Source organism: Streptomyces sp. NPDC030183 (assembly GCF_055573455.1).
Window position 1 is genome coordinate 124187 of sequence record NZ_JBVIBK010000021.1, and the last position, 17593, is coordinate 141779.

Below are 17593 nucleotides of genomic sequence, written 5' to 3' on the forward strand. Positions count from 1 at the left end.
CGTCGGCGTCGCCACGCTGTTGCCGATGGTCAAGCAGTGCAGAGGACCAGGTGGTGGCTTCCGGATGCGAGCAGGCTGGTCGCCTGTGTGGAGTGCCAGTTTTCGGGCGGGAGGAACCGTCCGGTCGTGCCGGGGGGTAGTACGGCGTTCACTACGAGAGTGCTGTCACTGAGCGACCAGGAGACGGACGCCGTTCCGTACGGGGTGGTGATCGAGGCCGCGGCGGAGGTGAGCGTGCCGCCCGGGCGGGGTGCGATCTCGATCGTCCGGTAGCCGGGGCTGGTGGGTCGTAGTCCGGCGACGGACTGGTAGAGCCAGGCGGCCACGGCGCCGTAGGCGTAGTGGTTGAACGACAGCAGCACGCCCCAGTTCTCCACGTCGATGGTGCCGTCGGGGCGGATGGCGTCCCACCGTTCCCACATGGTGGTGGCACCGCGTTCGACCTGGTAGAGCCAGCCTGGGCACTCGGTGTTGAGCAGGAGCTGGTAGGCCTCGGTGGTGTGGCCGGTGGCGGTGAGGGCGGGCAGTACGAAGGGAGTGCCGAGGAAGCCCGTGGCGATGCGTCCCGCCCGGGCGCGTACCAGCGCGGCGAGGGCGTCGCCCACCGCCGCGCGCTCGGCGGGGGGCGCGATACCGAACTGAAGGGCGAGTGCGCAGCCGGTCTGGGTGGTGCAGGCGTGGTCGCCCCACTTGCGCCAGGCGGCGTCGGCGGTACGGCGGTGCAGGGCCGTGTACCGGTCGGCGTCGTCGGTGTGGCCCAGTTCGCGGGCGGCGTCGGAGAGCAGTCGGGCGCTGTGGGCGACGAACGCGGTGGCGACGAAGGCAGGGTCGGTGGTGGCGCGGGTCGGGTCCTCCGGAGGAGCGGCCGGATCGAGCCAGTCACCGAGTTGGGCGTTGCCGGTCCAGGTTCCGTCCTCGTCCAGTCGGCCGGCGGTGAACTCGACCCAGGCGCGCATCGCCGGGTAGTGACGGCCGAGCAGGCTGCGCCCGCCGTAGGCGTCGTACAGGGCGGTCGGTACGACGGTGGCGGCGTCGCCCCAGCCCGCGGCGGTGCCGGCGAACGGCAGCTCGCTCTCCAGTACTTCGCCGAGCGGTACATCGGGGATCACGAGTGGTACGGCGCCGTCGGGGCGTTGTTCGATGGCGAGGTCGGTGAGCCAGCTGTCGAGGAAGGAGCCGCTGTCGAACGTGGCGCACGCGGTGGGTGCGAAGGCCATGATGTCGCCGGTCCAGCCGAGGCGTTCGTCGCGTTGCGGGCAGTCGGTGGGGACGGCGAGGAAGTTGCCGCGCTGGGAGCGGACGATGTTGGCGTACAGCGTGTTGACTCGGTCGTCGGAGCAGTGGAACTCGCCGATGCGGCGCAGGTCGCTGGAGACGACGACGACTTCGACGGCCTGGATCGTGACTCCTGGGGAGGCGTCGATCTCGGCGTACCGGAAGCCGTGGAAGGTGAACTCCGGCTCCAGTTCGGCGGTTCCGCCGGCCAGGATGTACTGGTCGGTGGCGCGCGCGTCGCGCAGGATGCTGGTCAGCAGGCGGCCCTCGCCGTCGAGGACCTCGGCGTGCCGGACGGTGACGGTGCCTCCCGGCGGACCACTGGCGCGGAGGCGGAGCCAGCCGGTGATGTTCTCGCCGACGTCGACGGCGATCGTGCCGTCGGACAGGGTGCGCTGCCCGGGCTGGATGCGCTGTACGACCCGGACGGGAGGGTGGGCCCGTTGGGCCAGCTTGGCGGGCAGGGGGAGGAGGGCTGCCTGCTCCCAGCCATGGTCGTCGAATCCGGGCAGTCGCCAGCCGTGGGGCTCCTTGCGAAGATCTCGTCGGCAGCCGTCGTACAGGTCTGTCGCCAGCAGGCCGCCGTAACCGCCGCGCCACTGGCCGTCCGTGGCGATGGTGACGGTGGTGCCGTCGGCCAGGGTGACTTCGAGCTGGGCGAGCAGAGCCGTGGTGTCGCCGTAAACGTTGCGGGTCTTGTACCAGGTGAGATGGCCGCGGTACCAGCCGTCGCCGACCGCGGCGGACAGGGCGTTCATTCCCGGGTGGAGCAGGGCGGTGACGTCGTAGGTGGCGTAGAGCAGCCGGTCGGGGTAGCTGGTCCAGCCTGGTTCCAGCAGGTCGTCGGAGACGGGCTGGCCGTTGACGGCGGTGTGGTGGACGCCGAGTGAGGTGACGTACAGGCGGGCCGATACCGGCTCTGCCGGGAGGTCGAACTCCCGGCGGAGAAGCGGCACCGGGCCGGGGAGGGTGCGGCCCCGGTCACTGGGGAGATGGACGGGGCGGCCCCTCCAGTCCCCTTCCTCGAGCAGTGCGGCCTCCACCCGGGCCGGTTCGCTCCACGCCGTCCACCCGAGGTTGGTGCGGGCCCGGACGCGCCAGTGACGGACCTCGCGGCTGCGCAGGGGTTCGGCCGGCCACGGGTGATCGGTCACCAGGTCTGACTCGACCTCACCACTTGATTCCGGGTTGCTGAAGGAGAGGTCTGTCGACACCTGGACCTCGTGAGCGTGCTGGACGACGTCCGGTCGCTCCGTCGACAGCGACCACGACAGACGGGGTTCGGGGAACGGGGTGGCCACGAGACCCGAGTCGTCCGCGGTGCGCAGCCTGGTGACTGTCGTTGTGGTGTCCGTCGTGGGGGGTGCCTCAATGCCAGGCCTGTTCATCGCGTCAATCCTCGCTCGTGAGGTGAGTCGTCAGCTTGGACGTCATGCAGTTGTGCCGGGAAGGATGCTTCGGCGGACAGCCGGGAGTCGATCGAGGCGACAGCGAGGCCGGCGTTCAGCGGGGCGTCGAAGATACCGTCGCCTTCCACGGTTTCCGGCAGGCTGCGCCGGTCGCCGGGAAACCAGGCGCCTCCGTGGATCCACACGACGCACGGCGGCCGGACGGCGTCCGCGGGAGTCCGCAACTCCATCTGGAGGGGCCGGTATCCCATGGACGTCGCGTAGCTGATTCCGGAGCAGTGCGAGCTGCCGTCCGGGCGGCGGAGCGGTTCGACCGGTGGCAGGTACTTCGGGGGCGTCCAAGCGGGGGGCGGAGCGGGTTCCTGCTGGGTGGCCATCGAAAGGTCCTCACTGTGGCTGGGCTGACGGGGCGAAGGGCGGGGCGGTACGGGCACGGCTCTGGAACGGTCACTCCTCCTGCGCGACGAGCACGGTCCCGTGCAGTCGTGGGTCCCGCTACGAGGAGCCGACCGTCACCTCCCGTTCCCCGCCGCCGAGCACTCAGCGATGGGTGTCGGCGGACCGGCTCGGCAGGTGGCGTGGTCCCACGTGGAGCACCACTCGAAGTTCCGGCCGCCGCAGGGGGTGCGGATCTGGTTGACCATGGGCGACAGCAGCACGTCCTGGCCCAGCGCCCGGGCCTCATGGCCGATGACACCGCCGCAGGCCCCGGCGAACTCGGGCGCGAAGGTCGCGGCGAGCGCGATGGGTGCGGGCATGGCGTCGCGGGGACGGTGAGCCGGGGCCCACCGGCCCGTCGGCGAGCCGCAGGGCGGGGACGCCGAGTCTCAGTACTCCTGGCACATGGCCGGCCTCACCCAGGTATTCACCCTCGGCGTCGCCGCCGTGCAGCAGGGAGATCTTCTCGTCGAGAGCGAGTTGGTCGAGGAGGACGGAGACACGGTCCGGTTCGGCGGAGCCGATCGGCACGTCGCAGACGTCGGGCATGGCGGCACCTGTCTGAATGTCAGAGGAGAACAGCGGCACGGCGAAACGACATGGGCCGTCGTGGTGAGGGAGCCGCGAGGGCGACCATGACCGGCGGCGAAGGCGCCCACGAGCCGTCCTCGGCTGAACGCTGAGGACATTTACGTCGAGGACGGGGCGAACCTAGCCATATTTCCTGACGTGCGTCAATGGATTGAAGCGATTCAATCCGGCGGACGGCACACCGTCCGGGGTGGCCTACCGCAGCCCGAAGGCGGTCAGAGCCTCGTCGAGCACGGCGAGTTGGCGCTTGGCCGGCCAGTCCTCGTGGTGCTCGACGGCCGCCAGCACGATGCCGTTGACGGTCACCCGCAGCAGATCGACGTAGGTCTCCACCCGGCCCTCGGGGACCAGCGGCTCCAGGTGCTGTCGCAGCAGCTCCCGCATCCGCGCGTCCATGGCGTCCGCGAACTCCTCGAACGTCGTGTCCTTGCCGCGCTGGCTGAGCAGTTGGACCCTCCCGCTCTCGTTCACCCACTCCTGATCGGTCAGCGGCAGCATCCACTCCAGGAGGATGCGCAGTCGGCTGGGCGCGTCGGCGCCCGTTTCCAGGTCGGCGAGCTCCGCGTAGTAGCTCTCGCTCATCGCGGCGACCACGGCCCGCATCAGTTCCGGGCGGGTCGGATAGAAGTGCGTGACCAGGGTGATGGAGCCGCCGAGCCGTTTGGCGACGGAGCGGATGGTGAGTTCGGCGGGCCCGCCGTTGGCGAGGATGTGCTTGGCCGCCTCGATGATGTCCGCTCGGCGTTGGTCGTGGTCTACGTAGCGGGGCACAGCTTCTCGCTTTCGGCGGCAGGTCGGCGGCCCGTGTGACTCTCGCCGGGTGGGACGCCTCGAAAATACTGGGCGCGTAAATGACAGGTAACGCCTGGGGCCGGTGTCGTCGACCCTCTTGCCGAAGAATATCCCTGGATATACATTCCTGAAAACACAACGGGGGCTCCCTCCTCGGAAGCCCCCGCGTCCCAGTCGTTCGAACGGGCTCAGACCCCGTCAGCGCCCTCTCCGTCCAGCGGCACACCCCGCCCCTGCACGGAGCCCTACCCCCGGCCCCCACCGGCGATCAACGCCGAGCCGTCCGGGATCAAGCACCCACTTCACGCGAGGTCCGATCGTCGTTCAGCGGCGTCGACCGCTGCCGAACCCCCTGTCGCCAGGAGTCGCCCGATGCCTGAGTCCCCTCCACGCCCCAGCGGCCTGACGGCCCTGCTGCGCCCCCGGTCCGTCGTCGTCCTGGGCGCCTCGGCCAAGAAGCGGGCCAGCGGCAACGACGTCCTGCGCAACCTGCGGCAGGCCGGCTACGACGGAGACCTGCACGTCGTCCATCCCGTGGCGCGCACGGTCGAGGGGCTGGAGGCCCTCCCGGACGTCGGCTCCCTCCCCGGTGGCATCGACGCCGCTGTCGTGTCACTGCCGGCCCCGGCCGTGCTGGACGCCCTGCGCGGACTCGAAAAGGCCGGATGCCGCTCCGCACTGGTGCCGACCTCGGGACTCGACGCCGTCACTGCCGGGGAGGTCGTACGGTTCGCCGCGGCGAGCGACATGGCGGTCCACGGCCCGAACTGCATGGGCGTCATCAATCTCACCGACCGCGTGCCCCTGTGGATCAGCGACAACGGCATCACGCGGTTGCCCGCGGGCAACGTGGCACTGATCGCGCAGTCGGGCTCCGCCGCCATCTTCATCGCCCACTCGACCGGCCCGGTCCGCTACTCGAAGATCATCTCGACCGGAGGGGAGTACGGCGCGACCACTGCGGCCTATCTCTCCTGGCTCGCGCGCGATCCGGCCACGACCGCCGCCGGTGTGCTCCTGGAGTCCATCAAGGACGTCCCCTCCTTCGTCGAGGGCGTCGCCGCGATGCGGGCCGCGGGCAAGCCCGTGGTGGTCCTCAAGGTGGGCCGCAGCAGCGTCGGCTCCCTCGCGACGACGGCCCACACCGGCGCGCTGATCGGCAGCGACGCGGCCTACCGGGCGCTGTTCGAGCAGCTGGATCTGCCGGTGGTGACGGACTACGACGAGATGGCGGCAGTGCTCCAGTGCCTGTCCGTACCGGGGCTTCCCCCGGCAGCGGGCACCAGGATCGGCGTGATCACCATCTCGGGCGGTCAGGCCGCGCTGACCGCCGACCTCGCGACGGACCGGGGCCTGAAGGTCCCGCAGTTCGGCGCGGAGACGGCGCGCGGCCTGGAGTCCGCGATGCCGGGAGCGCCGGGCCACAACCCCTTCGACGCCGGCGCGAGCGTGGAGTACCCGGACGGTGGCTTCCAGCGGTCGGTCGAGCTGATCGCCGCCGATGAGGCCGTGGACTCGGTGCTGGTCGTCCTCGACGCGCAGGCGACGATGACCGACGAGGAGACCGACTACGAGGCCGACGAGTTCCGCGCCGCGAGGGCGGTCGCCGAGAGCGCGCCGGGCAAGCCGGTCGTCGTGGCGTCCAGCTCCTCGCTCAGCGTGCAGCCGCGGTGCGAGGAACAGGCCGGTCCGGCCGTACCCGTGCTGCGGGGGATAGGGAACGCCCTGGTCGCGCTCCAGGCGCTGGCCCGCAACCGGCGGCCGGTGTCGGACGGGGTGTGGCCCGCAGGGCGGTGGCATCCGGACCCCGAGGCCCTCGCGGCCCTGAAGGAAGAGGTCGTGGAGCACCAGGGCGCCCTGCCGGCGGGCCTCACGCGACGGCTGCTCGCGCTGTACGGCCTGCCCCTCGTGGCGTCCGCGGTCGTCCCGGACGCCGACGCGGCCGTGGGGTGGGCGGACGAGCACGGCTATCCGCTTGTGGTGAAGGTCTCCTCGCCGGACATCCCGCATCGCTCGGACATCGGGGGAGTGGTCCTCGGAGTGAGCGACGGCGCGGCGCTCAGACAGGCCGTCGAGGACATCACCGCCCGGGTGGGCGCCGCCCGCCCCGAGGCCGTCATCGAGGGCTTCGAAGTCCAGCAACATGTGGGCGCGGACAGCACCGAGGCGCTGCTCGGATTCGTCGCCGACCCGGTGTTCGGCGCGGTCACCACCGTCGGGACCGGCGGCACCCTCGTGGAGCTCTACGCCGACACCGCCTCCGCGCTCTCACCGGTCGGCCCGGACGAGGCCGCCGCCCTGATCGCCCGCACGCGACTCGGCACCCTTCTCGGCGGATACCGTAACCTTCTGCCCAAGACGGACACCGGCCCGCTGGCTGACACCGTCCACCGCCTCTCGCTCCTCGGCACCGACTTCGCGGGCCTGCTGACGGAGGCCGACCTCAATCCCGCGTTCGTGCAGCACGGCACCGGACGCGTCCTGATCGCCGACTCCCTCCTGGTGGCCCGCCATGACTGACCTCGCTCCCACGCTCTCCCAAGACGCCCCGCGGGCTCCAGGTGTCGTACGGGTGCCGCTCGCCGAGGTGCCCGCGCTCACGGGCCGTACCTTCGTCGGCGACTGGTTCGCCGTCGACCCGGACCGGCTGCCCGCGTTCGAGCACGCCACCTACCTCGACCAGGACCAGGACGAGGCCACCTTCGCCGAGGACTTCTACCCCGAGGGCCTGATAGAGGGCTTCCACCTCCTCGGCCTCCTCGACCGCCTGATGAGCGACACCTTCGGGCCCGAGCCCGGCACCGTCGAGGGCTGGAACTACGGCCTGGACCGGGTGCGGTTCGTCTCCCCGGTCCTGGCCGGAGAGCGCATGCGGCTGCACGCCACCCTCGCCGGGACCGAGCCGAAGGGTGAGGGCTATGTGGTGCTGCTGAAGTGCGTGGTGGAGGTCGAGGGGCGGGAACGTCCCGGCTTCACCGCCGACTGGCGTGTCCTGTGGCAGCCCGCCGAGGCGCCCGAAACCGAGAAGAGCGAGGCCACGCATGACTGACCGACTGTGGGAGATGTCCGCGACCGACCTCGCGGCCGCGTACCGGAGCCGAGAGGTGTCCCCGGTGGAGGCGGTCGAGGCGGTGCTGGAGCGCATCGAGGCCGTTCAGCCGGTGGTCAACGCCTTCGTGACCACCGTTCCCGAACAGGCTCTGGCCGCCGCACGTGCCGCGGAGCAAAGGTTCGTGAGCGAGCGGGCCGAGGACCTTCCCGCGCTGCTCGGCATCCCGGTCTCCGTGAAGGATCTCACCGACACCGCCGGCGTGCGCACGACCTACGGCTCCGTGCACTTCAAGGACCACGTGCCGGACAGGGACGCGGTCGGCTGGGCGCGACTGAAGGCCGCCGGGGCGGTGCTGGTCGGCAAGACCTGTACCCCCGAGTTCGGAATGCTCGGCGTCACCGAGAGCCCGCTGACCGGAGTCACCGGCAACCCCTGGAACCCGGACATGACCGCCGGTGGCTCCAGCGGGGGTGCCGCGGCCGCGGTGGCCGCGGGATGCGCCCCGCTGGCCTGGGGCAGCGACGGCGGCGGGTCGATCCGCATCCCCGCCTCCTGCTGCGGTGTCGTCGGTCTGAAGGCGTCGATGGGCCGCATCCCGGTCTACGGCGAGGGCGACGTCTACGGTTCCGTCAACACCGCCGGCCCGCTGACCCGCACGGTCGCGGACTGCGCGCTGATGCTCCAGGCCACGGCGGGCCCCGACCTGCGCGACCCGCTCTCGCTGCCTGCCTCGCCCACGCCCTTCACGGACGCCCTGCGCGACCTGTCGCTGAGCGGCCTGCGCATCGCCTACAGCCCCGACCTCGGCCACGGACACGTGGCCTCGCAGGTGCTGCGGCGGATCGAGGAGGCGGGGGCCGTCTTCACCGACGTACTGGGGGCGTCGGTGCGGTCGGTGGAGGTCGACCTGCCCGACCCGGTCCAGTACTTCCAGGACTTCTGGGCACCGGTGTTCGCGGTGGTCCAGCGGGACGTCGTCGAGGCCAACGGCTTCGACGCCGGCGCCTCGCACTCGATGATCTCGCGGATCGGGGACCTCGCGTCCTCGCGGACGGCGGCCGACTACTGGCAGACCTCGGTCCAGACCCGGGGCCGCATCGCCGAGGGGTTCGCCGCCGTCTTCGCCGAGTACGACCTGCTGATCACGCCCACCATGCCGACCACCGTCTTCCCCCACCCGGGGGAGGCCGGAGGGCCGGCCGAGAACGAAGGGCATCCGGTCGAGTCCCCCGGCATCGACTTCCACCGCCTGACCGAACCCGCCAGCCACGCCGGCCTGCCCGCCATCTCCGTGCCCTGTGGGTTCGACGCCGACGGCCTCCCCGTCGGCCTACAGATCATCGGCCCCCACCACGCCGATGCCGCCGTACTCCAGGCAGCCGCCGCCTTCGAACAGGCGACCGCCTGGCACACCCGCCGCCCCCCGCTCCCGGTCCTCTCCGCCTCTCCGTCGCCCTCCGACGGCGCCCTGTAAGGAGCACGCCATGGACACCACCTCTCCCGCCGCGGTCGCGATACCACCCGGCGCCCGACGCCGGGGGCGCCGCACAGCCGCGCTCGTCGCCGTCGCCTGTACCAGTGCCCTGCTCGCCACGGCCTGCGCGGGCGGCGGTGACAACGGCAAGGCATCGTCGGACCCTGCGAAGCCCAAACTGGTCAGCCAGCTCCCGGCCGCGGCCGCCAAGGACGTGGACCACATCACCATCGCCCTGCCCAAGGGCGAGCCCGCCTCCATCGACCCGTTGCAGGCCATCGACTACAGCCCGGACCTGGTCATCGCCAACCTGTGTGACCCGATCCTGCGGCTGACCCCGGACTTCGACCTCAAGCCCAACGTGGCCACGTCCTGGAAGTGGAAGGACAAGAAGACGCTCGTCCTGACGATCAGGAAGGGCATCAAGTTCTGGGACGGCAAGGACCTCACCGCCGAGGACGTCGCCTACAGCCTGGAGCGCAGCATCCGCCCCTCGGCCCACGCCGGCAGCCCGCTCCAGACCGCCAAGTCCGCCTCGGTGTCCGGTCCGTACCAGGTGACCGTCAAGTTCTCCACCTACGACGAGCAGTTCGTGAAGCAGCTGGCCGCGCCCGGCAACTCCGTGATCGAGAAGGCGTGGGCGGAGAAGGCCGGCAAGAACATCGGCACCGCCAAGGGCGGTCTGATGTGCAGCGGCCCGTTCAAGTTCGCCTCGTGGCAGTCGGGCTCCGCCATCGAGCTGGAGCGCAACGACGCCTACTGGAACCCGGCCTACAGGGCGCACACCAAGCGCGTCACGCTGAAGTTCCTGACCGACTCCAACGCCCTCACCCAGGCCCTGGAATCCGGCGAGGCCGACGGTGCCTGGGAGGTTCCGCCGGCGGTGGTCTCCAGCCTGAAGTCCTCCAAGAGCGGCTCCCTGCACTACGGTCCGGCCTTCCAGTACCTGGAGCTCGCCGTCTTCAACAGCACCAGCGGACCGCTGGCGGACAACAACGTGCGCAAGGCGCTGTTCAAGGCCATCGACCGCAAGGGTATCGCTGACGTCGTCTACAAGGGCGCCGCCATCCCCAACTACACAGTTCTTCCCCCGAGTTCGCGTGACAAGGGCGCCGAGGACCTCTACGCGGCAGCCGCCCGCGGGTACCAGAAGGCCAACGCCTACGACATCGACGCCGCCAAGAAGCTCGTCGCGTCGAGCAAGGCGGCGCGCAAGCCGCTGAAGCTGGTCACGATGGCGGGCGACGAGACCCAGTCCCAGGTCGCCCAGCTGATCCAGCAGGAGGCCAAGCAGATCGGCCTGACCGTGTCCATCGAAGCCCTGCAGCCGCTGCAGTACGGCGAGACCTTCGTCAACCCGTCGGCCAGGAAGGGCATCGACCTGATCATCGTCGTCGGGTTCAACCAGACGACCGACCCGCTGGAACTGCTCGGCTTCTTCGCCGTGCCGGGTTCGCCCTACAACGCCGGGTTCGACGACCCGGTGGCCACCAAGGCGTACATGACGGCCCGGGGTATCGAGGACCCCCGTAAGCGAGCCCCGTACGTCCTGACCCTGCAGAAGCGCTTCGAGAGCAGCCACCTCGTCACCTCGCTTGTCGCGCCGTACGAGATCTCCTACTTCAGCGACAAACTGACCGGCGCCACCACGTCGATGGCCTACATGTTCACCCCGTCACTGGCCCTGCTGGGTTCGCCGCGCTAGTCCCGCCGGGATCCGGAGCATGCCGGTTCCGGATCCCGCCCCGTCGCTGGAAAGGAGGAGATACGCGGCCCTGGCCCGACGTATCGCAGCGATCATGACCCTCACCCTGCACCCCGCCGTCTCCCGGTTCTCCGGACGAACCCTGTGGCGGATACGGGCCGTCGCCCGGCGCCTTGCGAGCGCGCTGTTCACCGTCCTGGTGGCCACGTTCGCCGTCTACGCGGCCCTGGCCGCGGCGCCGGGAGACCCCGCCCTCGCTGCCGCCGGCCGGCACCCGACACCGCAGCGCATCGCCCAGGTCCACCACGAGCTGGGACTCGACCGACCGCTCGTAGTGCGGTACTTCGACTGGCTGTGGGGCCTGCCCCGGGGAGACCTCGGCCAGTCCATCGTCTACCGCAACAGCAACGTCGCCGACCTGCTCGGGCCCAGGTTCGGCACCACCGCCTTCCTCGTCATCTACGCCGCCCTGCTCATCCTCCTGCTGGGCCTCCTCCTGGGCGTGCTCGGCGGGGCCTTCCGCCGGCTGAACGGTCCCGTGGCCGCGCTCACCTCCGTCGCCCTGGCGATCCCCGCCTTCGTCGCCGCACCGATCCTGGTCAGCGCCTTCGCCCTCGGGCTCGGCTGGTTCCCGGCCGTCGGAGCGGGCAGCGGCTTCACCGACCAGCTGCGGCACCTGACCCTGCCCGCGGTCGCCCTCTCCGTCGGCTGGTGTGCCTGGCTGGCCCAGATGACCCGCACCTCCCTCAGGACGGAGAGCGCGAGCGAGCACGTGGAGACGGCCACCGGGCGGGGTCTGCCCCCGGCCACCGTCTTCCGCCGGCACGTGCTGCGCAACGCCGCCATCCCGATCTCCACCGTCTACGGCCTCACCGTCGCAGGACTGCTCGCCGGCGCCGCCGTCGTGGAGCAGGCCTTCGGCATCGACGGCATGGGCACACTGATGCTGCGCAGCGTCAGCGCGAAGGACTACAACGTGGTCCTCGCCGTCGCCTCCGTGATCATCGTCGCCTTCGTCGTCACCACCCAGCTGGTCGACGCCCTGCACACCGTCCTGGATCCCCGACTGCGCGCGAAGGGCGGACGCCCATGACCGCCGTGACGAGTACACCGGTGACGGCCTCGCCGCCGGCCCGCCTTCCCCGGTGGAGGAAGGCCGACCCGGTCCTGGCCCTGTCAGCGGTGTGGTGTGCGCTGACTGTCATGGTCGCCGTGGCCGCTCCGCTGCTGGCGCCGTACGATCCGGGCCAGACGGACATCCTGGCAGCCACCCAAGGCCCTTCGTCCCAACATTGGTTCGGTACGGACTCGGTGGGACGGGACATCTTCTCCCGCGTGCTGTACGGAGCCCGACTGAGCCTGCTTGGTCCGACGCTCGTGGTCATCATCGCCACCACGGTGGGCACCGCCCTGGCCATCGCGGCCGTGTGGTTCGGCGGCTGGTTCGACAGGGTCCTCACCCGCGTCTTCGACATCGCCTTCGCCTTCCCCCCGCTGCTCCTCGCCGTGCTCAGTGTGGTGCTGTTCGGGCCCGGCCTCACCGCGCCCGTGGTGGCGCTGGCGGTCGCGTACACGCCGTACATCGCCCGTGTGGTGCGCTCCGCCGCGTTGCGGGAGAGGCACCTGCCCTACATCGAGTCGTGCACCCTCGCCGGGCTGTCCGGGCCGAGGATCTGCGCGCGCCACATCCTGCCCAACGTGCTGCCGCTGGTCCGGGCCCAGGCGGTTACCTCGCTCGGGACCAGCCTCGTCGACCTCGGCGCCATCTCGTTCATCGGCCTCGGCATCCAGCCGCCCAGCGCCGAATGGGGCCTGATGGTCTCGGACGGCCGCACGGCCCTGCTGAACGGCAGCCCACAGGAATCGCTGGCCGCCGGCTTCATGATCATTATCACCGTCGTCTCGTTCAACATGCTGGGCGAGCGACTGGCCGAACGCGCGGAGGTCAGGGCATGACCGCAGTTGATCCCCTCGTGCGGGTCAGTTACCTGCGCCTGGACATCCCGGTGCGCGGTGAACCCCGCCGGGTGCTGCACGACGTGAGCTTCGAAGTGGCCGCCGGAGAGGCGCTCGGCCTGGTCGGCGAGTCGGGCTCGGGCAAGTCGATGACGACCCGCGTCCTGATGCGTCTGCTCCCGCACGGGGCGGCCACGGAAGGGGACGTCCTGTTCGACGGAACCTCCGTCCACGGGATGGACCGCCGGGCCCTGAGGCGTTACCGCTCCTCCGAAGTGGCCATGATCTACCAGGACCCCCGTGCGGCGATCAATCCCGTGCGGTCCGTGGGCGACTTCCTCACCGAAGCCCTGCGCGAGGCCAAGGTGCCCCGCAAGGAGGCCGAGGAACGCGCCGTCGCCCTGCTGCGCGAGGTCGGTATCGCCGACGCGCCCCGCAGGTTGCGGCAGTACCCGCATCAGCTCTCCGGCGGCCTCCTGCAACGCGTCATGATCGCCTCCGCGATGCTGACGCAGCCACGTCTGCTCATCGCGGACGAACCCACCACCGCCCTGGACGTCACCACCCAGGAGGAGGTGATGGCGATCCTCGACGAGCAGCGCCGCGAACGCGGCCTGGCGCTGGTCTTCATCACCCACGACCTCGACCTCGCGGCGGCGGTCACGGACCGGATCGCCGTCATGTACGCGGGGACCGTCCTGGAGACGGCGGCTTCCGCGAACCTGCACGAGACCGCCCTGCACCCGTACACGGTCGGTCTGCTGGCCTCCCGCCCCAGCACCGTCGACGTCAAACGGCTCTGGGCCATCCCCGGCCGCCCCGTCTCCGCCTTCGAGGCCGGCCCCGGCTGCGTCTTCGCCGACCGCTGTCCCTTCGCGCAGGACCGGTGCCGCGAGGAGCGGCCGGAGCTGCGCACGGTCGACGACCACCAGGTGGCCTGCCACCGGGCCGAGGAACTCCGCGGCCGCATCACCTACGAGTCGGACAGTCACGCCGACCACCAGCACGACGAGCAGACGGAGCCGGTATGAGCGAGCTGCTGCGCCTGGACAGCCTGCGCAAGGTCTTCCCCGTCCGTGCCTCCGCCGGAGAGCCCGCCGGTGAACTCGTCGCCGTGGACGACGTCAGCTTCGCCCTGCCGCCGGGAGGATCGCTGGCCGTGGTGGGGGAGTCGGGGTCGGGCAAGACCACGGTCGCCCGCATGGTCGCCGGCCTGGAGACCCCCACATCCGGCCGCATCACCCTCGACGGCGAGCCCCGCGGGGCGGGCCGCGCCGGACGCGGAGCCCGCAAGGCCCGTGCCCGCCAGGTACAGATGGTCTTCCAGGACCCCTACACATCCCTCGACTCCAAGCAGACCATCGAGGCGGCCATCGAGGAACTCCTGCGCGCCCACTTCGACTGGGACGCCGACCGCCGACGCGCACGAGTCGCCCAACTCCTCGACCAGGTGGGCCTGGACAAGCGTCAGGGCGATGCCCGGCCCCGCGCGCTGTCCGGCGGCCAGCGTCAACGCGCCGCCATCGCCCGGGCCCTGGCTCTCGAACCACGGCTGCTCATCCTCGACGAGGCGGTCGCCGCCCTCGACGTCAGCGTCCAGGCGCAGATCATCAACCTGCTGGCCGAACTGCGCGCCGAGACCGGCGTGGCGTACCTCTTCATCTCCCACGACCTGGGCGTCGTACGGCAGATCAGCGACGACTGCGTCGTCATGCACCGGGGGCGCGTCGTGGAAGCGGGCCGCACCACCGCCGTCCTCGACGACCCGCAGGACGCCTACACCCGGCGCCTGCTCTCCGCCGTCCCCCGGCCGGGCTGGGTCCCGCGCCGCCGCGCCACCGCCAACACCTCAGCCTGACAAGGAACTTCCACCATGCCCATCGCCTCCGAGCGCGTCGGTCCCGCGCCCCTGAGCGCCACAGCCACGCAGCACATGGTGCCCATGCGGGACGCTGTCGAACTCGCCACCGACGTCTACCTCCCCGCCTCCCCGGGCCGTCACCCGGCGGTCCTGTTCCGTCTGCCGTACGACAAGAACAGCCGCTACGTCTACATGGAGCAGATCGCCGCGGAACTCACCGCCCACGGCTACGCCACGGTCGTCCAGGACGTGCGCGGCAAGTTCCGCTCGCAGGGCGAGACCGTGCCCTTCGTCCACGAGGCCGAGGACGGCTACGACACCATCGAATGGATCACCCGGCAGCCGTGGTCGGACGCCGTCGTCGGCATGTGCGGCGACTCCTACTTCGGCTTCACCCAGTGGGCCGCCGTCACCTCCGGCCATCCCGCCCTGAAGGCGATCGTGCCCCGGGTCACCTCGATACAACTGCCAACTGTCATGCCCCGCTGGGATCCCGAGCGGATCGTCACTGTCTACGGCGCGGAGTACCTTGCCGACTTCTGGGCGTCCCGCGACCTCGTTCATGTTCCCCGCGACTACGATCGCCGTCCGCTCCTGGAGACGTTCGAAGAGGCGTTCACCGCGTCGGGAAGCCGGTCGGTGGCCTTCGACGGCTGCGTACCGCATCCGCGGCCGGTCGACCCGTTCCCTCTGGGGCACCCTTTCGAGGCGAGGCCGCTGCCGACGTTGCACGGGGTCGGCTGGTTCGACAACCTGCTGGGCGAGTCCATGGGCGACTACACGGCCATGGCGGCACATCCGGCCTGGGGTCCGCTCACCTATCTGCACGCGGACTCCATCGACCATGAGAACTACCGCCTCGACCACTCACCCGTACAGCCGGAGAACGACCACACCCTCGACGACCTGGCGCTGCGGCGGACGATCGCTCACTACGTCGCGCCGGTGCTGGAGTTCTTCGACGTGTTCCTCAAGGGCGAACGGCCCGCCGAGTCGCTGTCCCGGGTGCGCTGGCACCTGGGGCACGTGGGCTTCCGTACGTCCGCGAGCTGGCCGCCGCCGGAAACCCGCGAGGTGGTGCTGCACCTCGCCGAACCCGAGCTGGCCGTACGGGACGCGGACGGCGGTCGGCTGCACGAGAACCCGCCGATCACCGTCGATCCGCCGCACACGGTGGACTGGACGCACGACCCGCACGACCTGGTGCCCAGCATCACCGGCGACCCCTTCTCGGCACTGCGCGAATGGGTCGACGAGAGCGGACTCCAGTCCCGCGCCGACGTGCTGACCTTCACCGCGGCTCCGGCATCGGCGCCGCTGGACCTGGCGGGCCCGGTGCGTGCGGAACTCACCGTCGACTCCACCGCCCCCGCCATGCATCTGTTCGCCAAGCTCTTCGACGTCTTTCCCGACGGCACGGCCCACATGCTCGTGCGAGGACAGTCCGTGCTCCCGCGCCAGCGCGGCGAAGCCGTCGAGATCGACCTCGGCCACACGGGCTACCGGCTCCGGCCCGGTCACCGCCTGCGACTGCAGCTGACGTGCAGCGACTTCCCGCACTACCTCTGGCACCCCGGTACCGAGGAGAACCCGTGGCTGGCCGCCAAGGGACGCCCGAGCACCCAGACACTCTCCGTCGGCGGTGGTCTTCGGGGCAATGTGCGCCTGACCGTACTGAGAACGGAGAAATGACCACCACGCAGGCTCGGCCGGCCGAGACAGGGCGCTACCCGGTCAAGGGACTGGGAGGGGAGTCCCTCAGCGAGGCCTTCCCGGGGCGGGACGGCCCCCGCTTCGACCGACTGCTCGGCCTGGCCAACGACACGATTCCACCGGAGAACCTCGGCAGTTGGACGACCTACGAAGCCTTCCACGCCTTGGACGCCAGACCCGACCTCGGCGGCTACTCGGCCCCTGTCCTCACGGACACCGAGGCGGCGGGTGCCGAAGTCGCGCTCACGGCTCGGGACGACGACAGACTGCGGGTCCGGCTCGGGGAGGGCGGCCACCTCGACGCCGAGGTCATCGCCTCACGGATCCAGCACTGGTTCGGCTCGAAGATCCGGGCCGCTCGCCTGGTCTCATCGGGCAGCCACCTGTGGGGCCTCGCCGATGCACCGATATCGATCCTCAACCTCGCCCCTGTCCGAGACCTCGCCCGGGTCGCGGAGATCTCGCTCGATCCACGACGCTTCCGAGCCATCCTGTACATCGACGGCCTGCCCCATGGGCGGAGTTCGGCCTCCTGGGCCGGCGACTGCGTATCGGCGAGGTCGAACTGGAGGTGCTGCGCTCCATGGAGCGGTGCCGGGCGACGGCCGTCGACCCTGCCACCGGCACCACTGAGGTCAACGTTCCGGGAATCCTCGTCCTCCACTTCGGACACCTCAACTGCGGGGTCTACGCCCGGGCCAGGACACCGGGCAGCCTCAACTCCTGGAAGTCTGGGAGTCCCTGGGCCTCGTACTCCCCGCCACTTGCCGTGGCGGAGCGTGCGAGACGTGCGCGGCGACGGTCCGTGGTCGAACCGCCTACCTTGTGGACCCGCTCGTGGAGCCCAGGAGGGGCAGGTCCTCCTCTGTTGCTCGGTTCCCATCGCGGACCTTGCTGTCGAGAGCTGAGGGATCTTGTACTCAAGGACGGTGTTGTGATGGACCGATGCGTCAACGCATACAAGGTCGAGCTCGATTCGCTGCGACTGGAAGCGCCCGACATCCTCGCGGGACGTCCGGCGGCGGCCGCGAAGGCTCTGGGTGCCTTCAGGGGCACGGAAGTCGGGGTGTGGACAATGACGGTCGGTGTGGTGCGCGACGTCGAGGTCGACGAGGTCTTCGTAGTACTCGACGGAGACGCGACCGTGCGATTCCAGAGCGGGGAGAGCATCGAACTGGTCCCAGGCGTCGTCGTGTGCCTGCACGCAGGGGAGCGGACAGTGTGGGAGGTCCGCTCCACCCTGCGGAAGGTCTACGTCGCCGCCGACTGAGGCGCCGTCGCGGCGCGGATCTGGACCGTTATGTGCTAGTTGCCCTGTAGTGACGGC

General features: G+C 70.6%; 15 protein-coding genes and 1 pseudogene. 12 read left to right on the forward strand and 4 right to left on the reverse strand.

From position 1 onward, the window contains the following. Positions 1-29 precede the first annotated feature (29 nt). From ACZ4Z2_RS25170 to ACZ4Z2_RS25180, 3 genes are all read right to left on the reverse strand, one after another. Positions 30-2663 carry a family 78 glycoside hydrolase catalytic domain gene (locus tag ACZ4Z2_RS25170; RefSeq protein WP_468078909.1) on the reverse strand — a complete coding sequence of 878 codons (2634 nt, stop codon included), beginning with the start codon at positions 2661-2663 and terminating at the stop codon, positions 30-32. Next, positions 2660-3061: a hypothetical protein gene (locus tag ACZ4Z2_RS25175; protein WP_468078910.1), complete on the reverse strand. Its 402-nt coding sequence runs from the start codon at positions 3059-3061 to the stop codon at positions 2660-2662. The genes ACZ4Z2_RS25170 and ACZ4Z2_RS25175 overlap by 4 nt, the downstream gene beginning before the upstream one ends. A 135-nt stretch (positions 3062-3196) precedes the next feature. Next, positions 3197-3442: a hypothetical protein gene (locus ACZ4Z2_RS25180; RefSeq protein ID WP_468078911.1), complete on the reverse strand. Its 246-nt coding sequence runs from the start codon at positions 3440-3442 to the stop codon at positions 3197-3199. Between the two features lie 85 nt (positions 3443-3527). Between ACZ4Z2_RS25180 and ACZ4Z2_RS25185 the strand changes: the two genes are divergently transcribed. Continuing rightward, on the forward strand, positions 3528-3761 hold the full coding sequence (locus ACZ4Z2_RS25185) for a hypothetical protein (protein WP_468078912.1): 234 nt from the start codon (positions 3528-3530) through the stop codon (positions 3759-3761). Between the two features lie 147 nt (positions 3762-3908). On the opposite strand, the gene ACZ4Z2_RS25190 is transcribed toward ACZ4Z2_RS25185, so the two are convergent. Continuing rightward, positions 3909-4484 carry a TetR/AcrR family transcriptional regulator gene (locus tag ACZ4Z2_RS25190; RefSeq protein WP_468078913.1) on the reverse strand — a complete coding sequence of 192 codons (576 nt, stop codon included), beginning with the start codon at positions 4482-4484 and terminating at the stop codon, positions 3909-3911. A gap of 393 nt (positions 4485-4877) precedes the next feature. Here ACZ4Z2_RS25190 and ACZ4Z2_RS25195 point away from each other — a divergent pair, with 393 nt between their 5' ends. From ACZ4Z2_RS25195 to ACZ4Z2_RS25245, 11 genes and pseudogenes are all read left to right on the forward strand, one after another. After that, complete coding sequence (locus ACZ4Z2_RS25195; RefSeq protein ID WP_468078914.1) at positions 4878-7025, forward strand: acetate--CoA ligase family protein; 2148 nt, start codon at positions 4878-4880, stop codon at positions 7023-7025. Next, on the forward strand, positions 7018-7554 hold the full coding sequence (locus ACZ4Z2_RS25200; RefSeq protein ID WP_468078915.1) for a hotdog family protein: 537 nt from the start codon (positions 7018-7020) through the stop codon (positions 7552-7554). Before ACZ4Z2_RS25195 ends, ACZ4Z2_RS25200 begins: the two co-directional genes overlap by 8 nt. Beyond that, on the forward strand, positions 7547-9031 hold the full coding sequence (locus ACZ4Z2_RS25205; RefSeq protein ID WP_468078916.1) for an amidase: 1485 nt from the start codon (positions 7547-7549) through the stop codon (positions 9029-9031). The genes ACZ4Z2_RS25200 and ACZ4Z2_RS25205 overlap by 8 nt, the downstream gene beginning before the upstream one ends. 10 nt (positions 9032-9041) lie before the next feature. Further along, on the forward strand, positions 9042-10736 hold the full coding sequence (locus tag ACZ4Z2_RS25210) for an ABC transporter substrate-binding protein (protein WP_468078917.1): 1695 nt from the start codon (positions 9042-9044) through the stop codon (positions 10734-10736). A 94-nt stretch (positions 10737-10830) separates the two neighbouring features. Beyond that, positions 10831-11829 (forward strand): ABC transporter permease, encoded by a 999-nt coding sequence (locus ACZ4Z2_RS25215; RefSeq protein WP_468078918.1) that lies wholly within the window; start codon positions 10831-10833, stop codon positions 11827-11829. Further along, a complete protein-coding gene (locus ACZ4Z2_RS25220) occupies positions 11826-12692 on the forward strand; it encodes an ABC transporter permease (RefSeq protein WP_468078919.1) in 867 nt (288 codons plus the stop codon). Before ACZ4Z2_RS25215 ends, ACZ4Z2_RS25220 begins: the two co-directional genes overlap by 4 nt. Next, the gene (locus ACZ4Z2_RS25225) at positions 12689-13723 is read left to right on the forward strand and encodes an ABC transporter ATP-binding protein (protein ID WP_468078920.1); all 1035 of its coding nucleotides are present in this window, start codon (positions 12689-12691) and stop codon (positions 13721-13723) included. Before ACZ4Z2_RS25220 ends, ACZ4Z2_RS25225 begins: the two co-directional genes overlap by 4 nt. Then, positions 13720-14550, forward strand: coding sequence for an ABC transporter ATP-binding protein (locus ACZ4Z2_RS25230; RefSeq protein WP_468078921.1), 831 nt, complete (start codon positions 13720-13722; stop codon positions 14548-14550). The genes ACZ4Z2_RS25225 and ACZ4Z2_RS25230 overlap by 4 nt, the downstream gene beginning before the upstream one ends. 15 nt (positions 14551-14565) lie before the next feature. Further along, entirely contained in the window at positions 14566-16245 is a 1680-nt protein-coding gene (locus tag ACZ4Z2_RS25235) for a CocE/NonD family hydrolase (RefSeq protein ID WP_468078922.1), read from the forward strand. Positions 16246-16944: 699 nt separating this feature from the next. Beyond that, a pseudogene (locus ACZ4Z2_RS25240) lies at positions 16945-17067 on the forward strand (2Fe-2S iron-sulfur cluster-binding protein); the annotation flags it as partial. Between the two features lie 136 nt (positions 17068-17203). After that, positions 17204-17536 (forward strand): cupin domain-containing protein, encoded by a 333-nt coding sequence (locus ACZ4Z2_RS25245; protein WP_468078923.1) that lies wholly within the window; start codon positions 17204-17206, stop codon positions 17534-17536. The last annotated feature ends 57 nt before the right edge of the window (positions 17537-17593 follow it).

Excerpts from the sequence above, each read along its gene's own strand:
- ACZ4Z2_RS25170 (WP_468078909.1), bottom strand. The coding sequence starts at position 2,663 with ATGAACAGGCCTGGCATTGAGGCACCCCCCACGACGGACACCACAACG.
- ACZ4Z2_RS25175 (WP_468078910.1), bottom strand. The coding sequence starts at position 3,061 with ATGGCCACCCAGCAGGAACCCGCTCCGCCCCCCGCTTGGACGCCCCCG.
- ACZ4Z2_RS25180 (WP_468078911.1), bottom strand. The coding sequence starts at position 3,442 with ATGCCCGCACCCATCGCGCTCGCCGCGACCTTCGCGCCCGAGTTCGCC.
- ACZ4Z2_RS25185 (WP_468078912.1), top strand. The coding sequence starts at position 3,528 with ATGGCCGGCCTCACCCAGGTATTCACCCTCGGCGTCGCCGCCGTGCAG.
- ACZ4Z2_RS25195 (WP_468078914.1), top strand. The coding sequence starts at position 4,878 with ATGCCTGAGTCCCCTCCACGCCCCAGCGGCCTGACGGCCCTGCTGCGC.
- ACZ4Z2_RS25200 (WP_468078915.1), top strand. The coding sequence starts at position 7,018 with ATGACTGACCTCGCTCCCACGCTCTCCCAAGACGCCCCGCGGGCTCCA.
- ACZ4Z2_RS25205 (WP_468078916.1), top strand. The coding sequence starts at position 7,547 with ATGACTGACCGACTGTGGGAGATGTCCGCGACCGACCTCGCGGCCGCG.
- ACZ4Z2_RS25210 (WP_468078917.1), top strand. The coding sequence starts at position 9,042 with ATGGACACCACCTCTCCCGCCGCGGTCGCGATACCACCCGGCGCCCGA.
- ACZ4Z2_RS25215 (WP_468078918.1), top strand. The coding sequence starts at position 10,831 with ATGACCCTCACCCTGCACCCCGCCGTCTCCCGGTTCTCCGGACGAACC.
- ACZ4Z2_RS25220 (WP_468078919.1), top strand. The coding sequence starts at position 11,826 with ATGACCGCCGTGACGAGTACACCGGTGACGGCCTCGCCGCCGGCCCGC.
- ACZ4Z2_RS25225 (WP_468078920.1), top strand. The coding sequence starts at position 12,689 with ATGACCGCAGTTGATCCCCTCGTGCGGGTCAGTTACCTGCGCCTGGAC.
- ACZ4Z2_RS25230 (WP_468078921.1), top strand. The coding sequence starts at position 13,720 with ATGAGCGAGCTGCTGCGCCTGGACAGCCTGCGCAAGGTCTTCCCCGTC.
- ACZ4Z2_RS25235 (WP_468078922.1), top strand. The coding sequence starts at position 14,566 with ATGCCCATCGCCTCCGAGCGCGTCGGTCCCGCGCCCCTGAGCGCCACA.
- ACZ4Z2_RS25245 (WP_468078923.1), top strand. The coding sequence starts at position 17,204 with ATGGACCGATGCGTCAACGCATACAAGGTCGAGCTCGATTCGCTGCGA.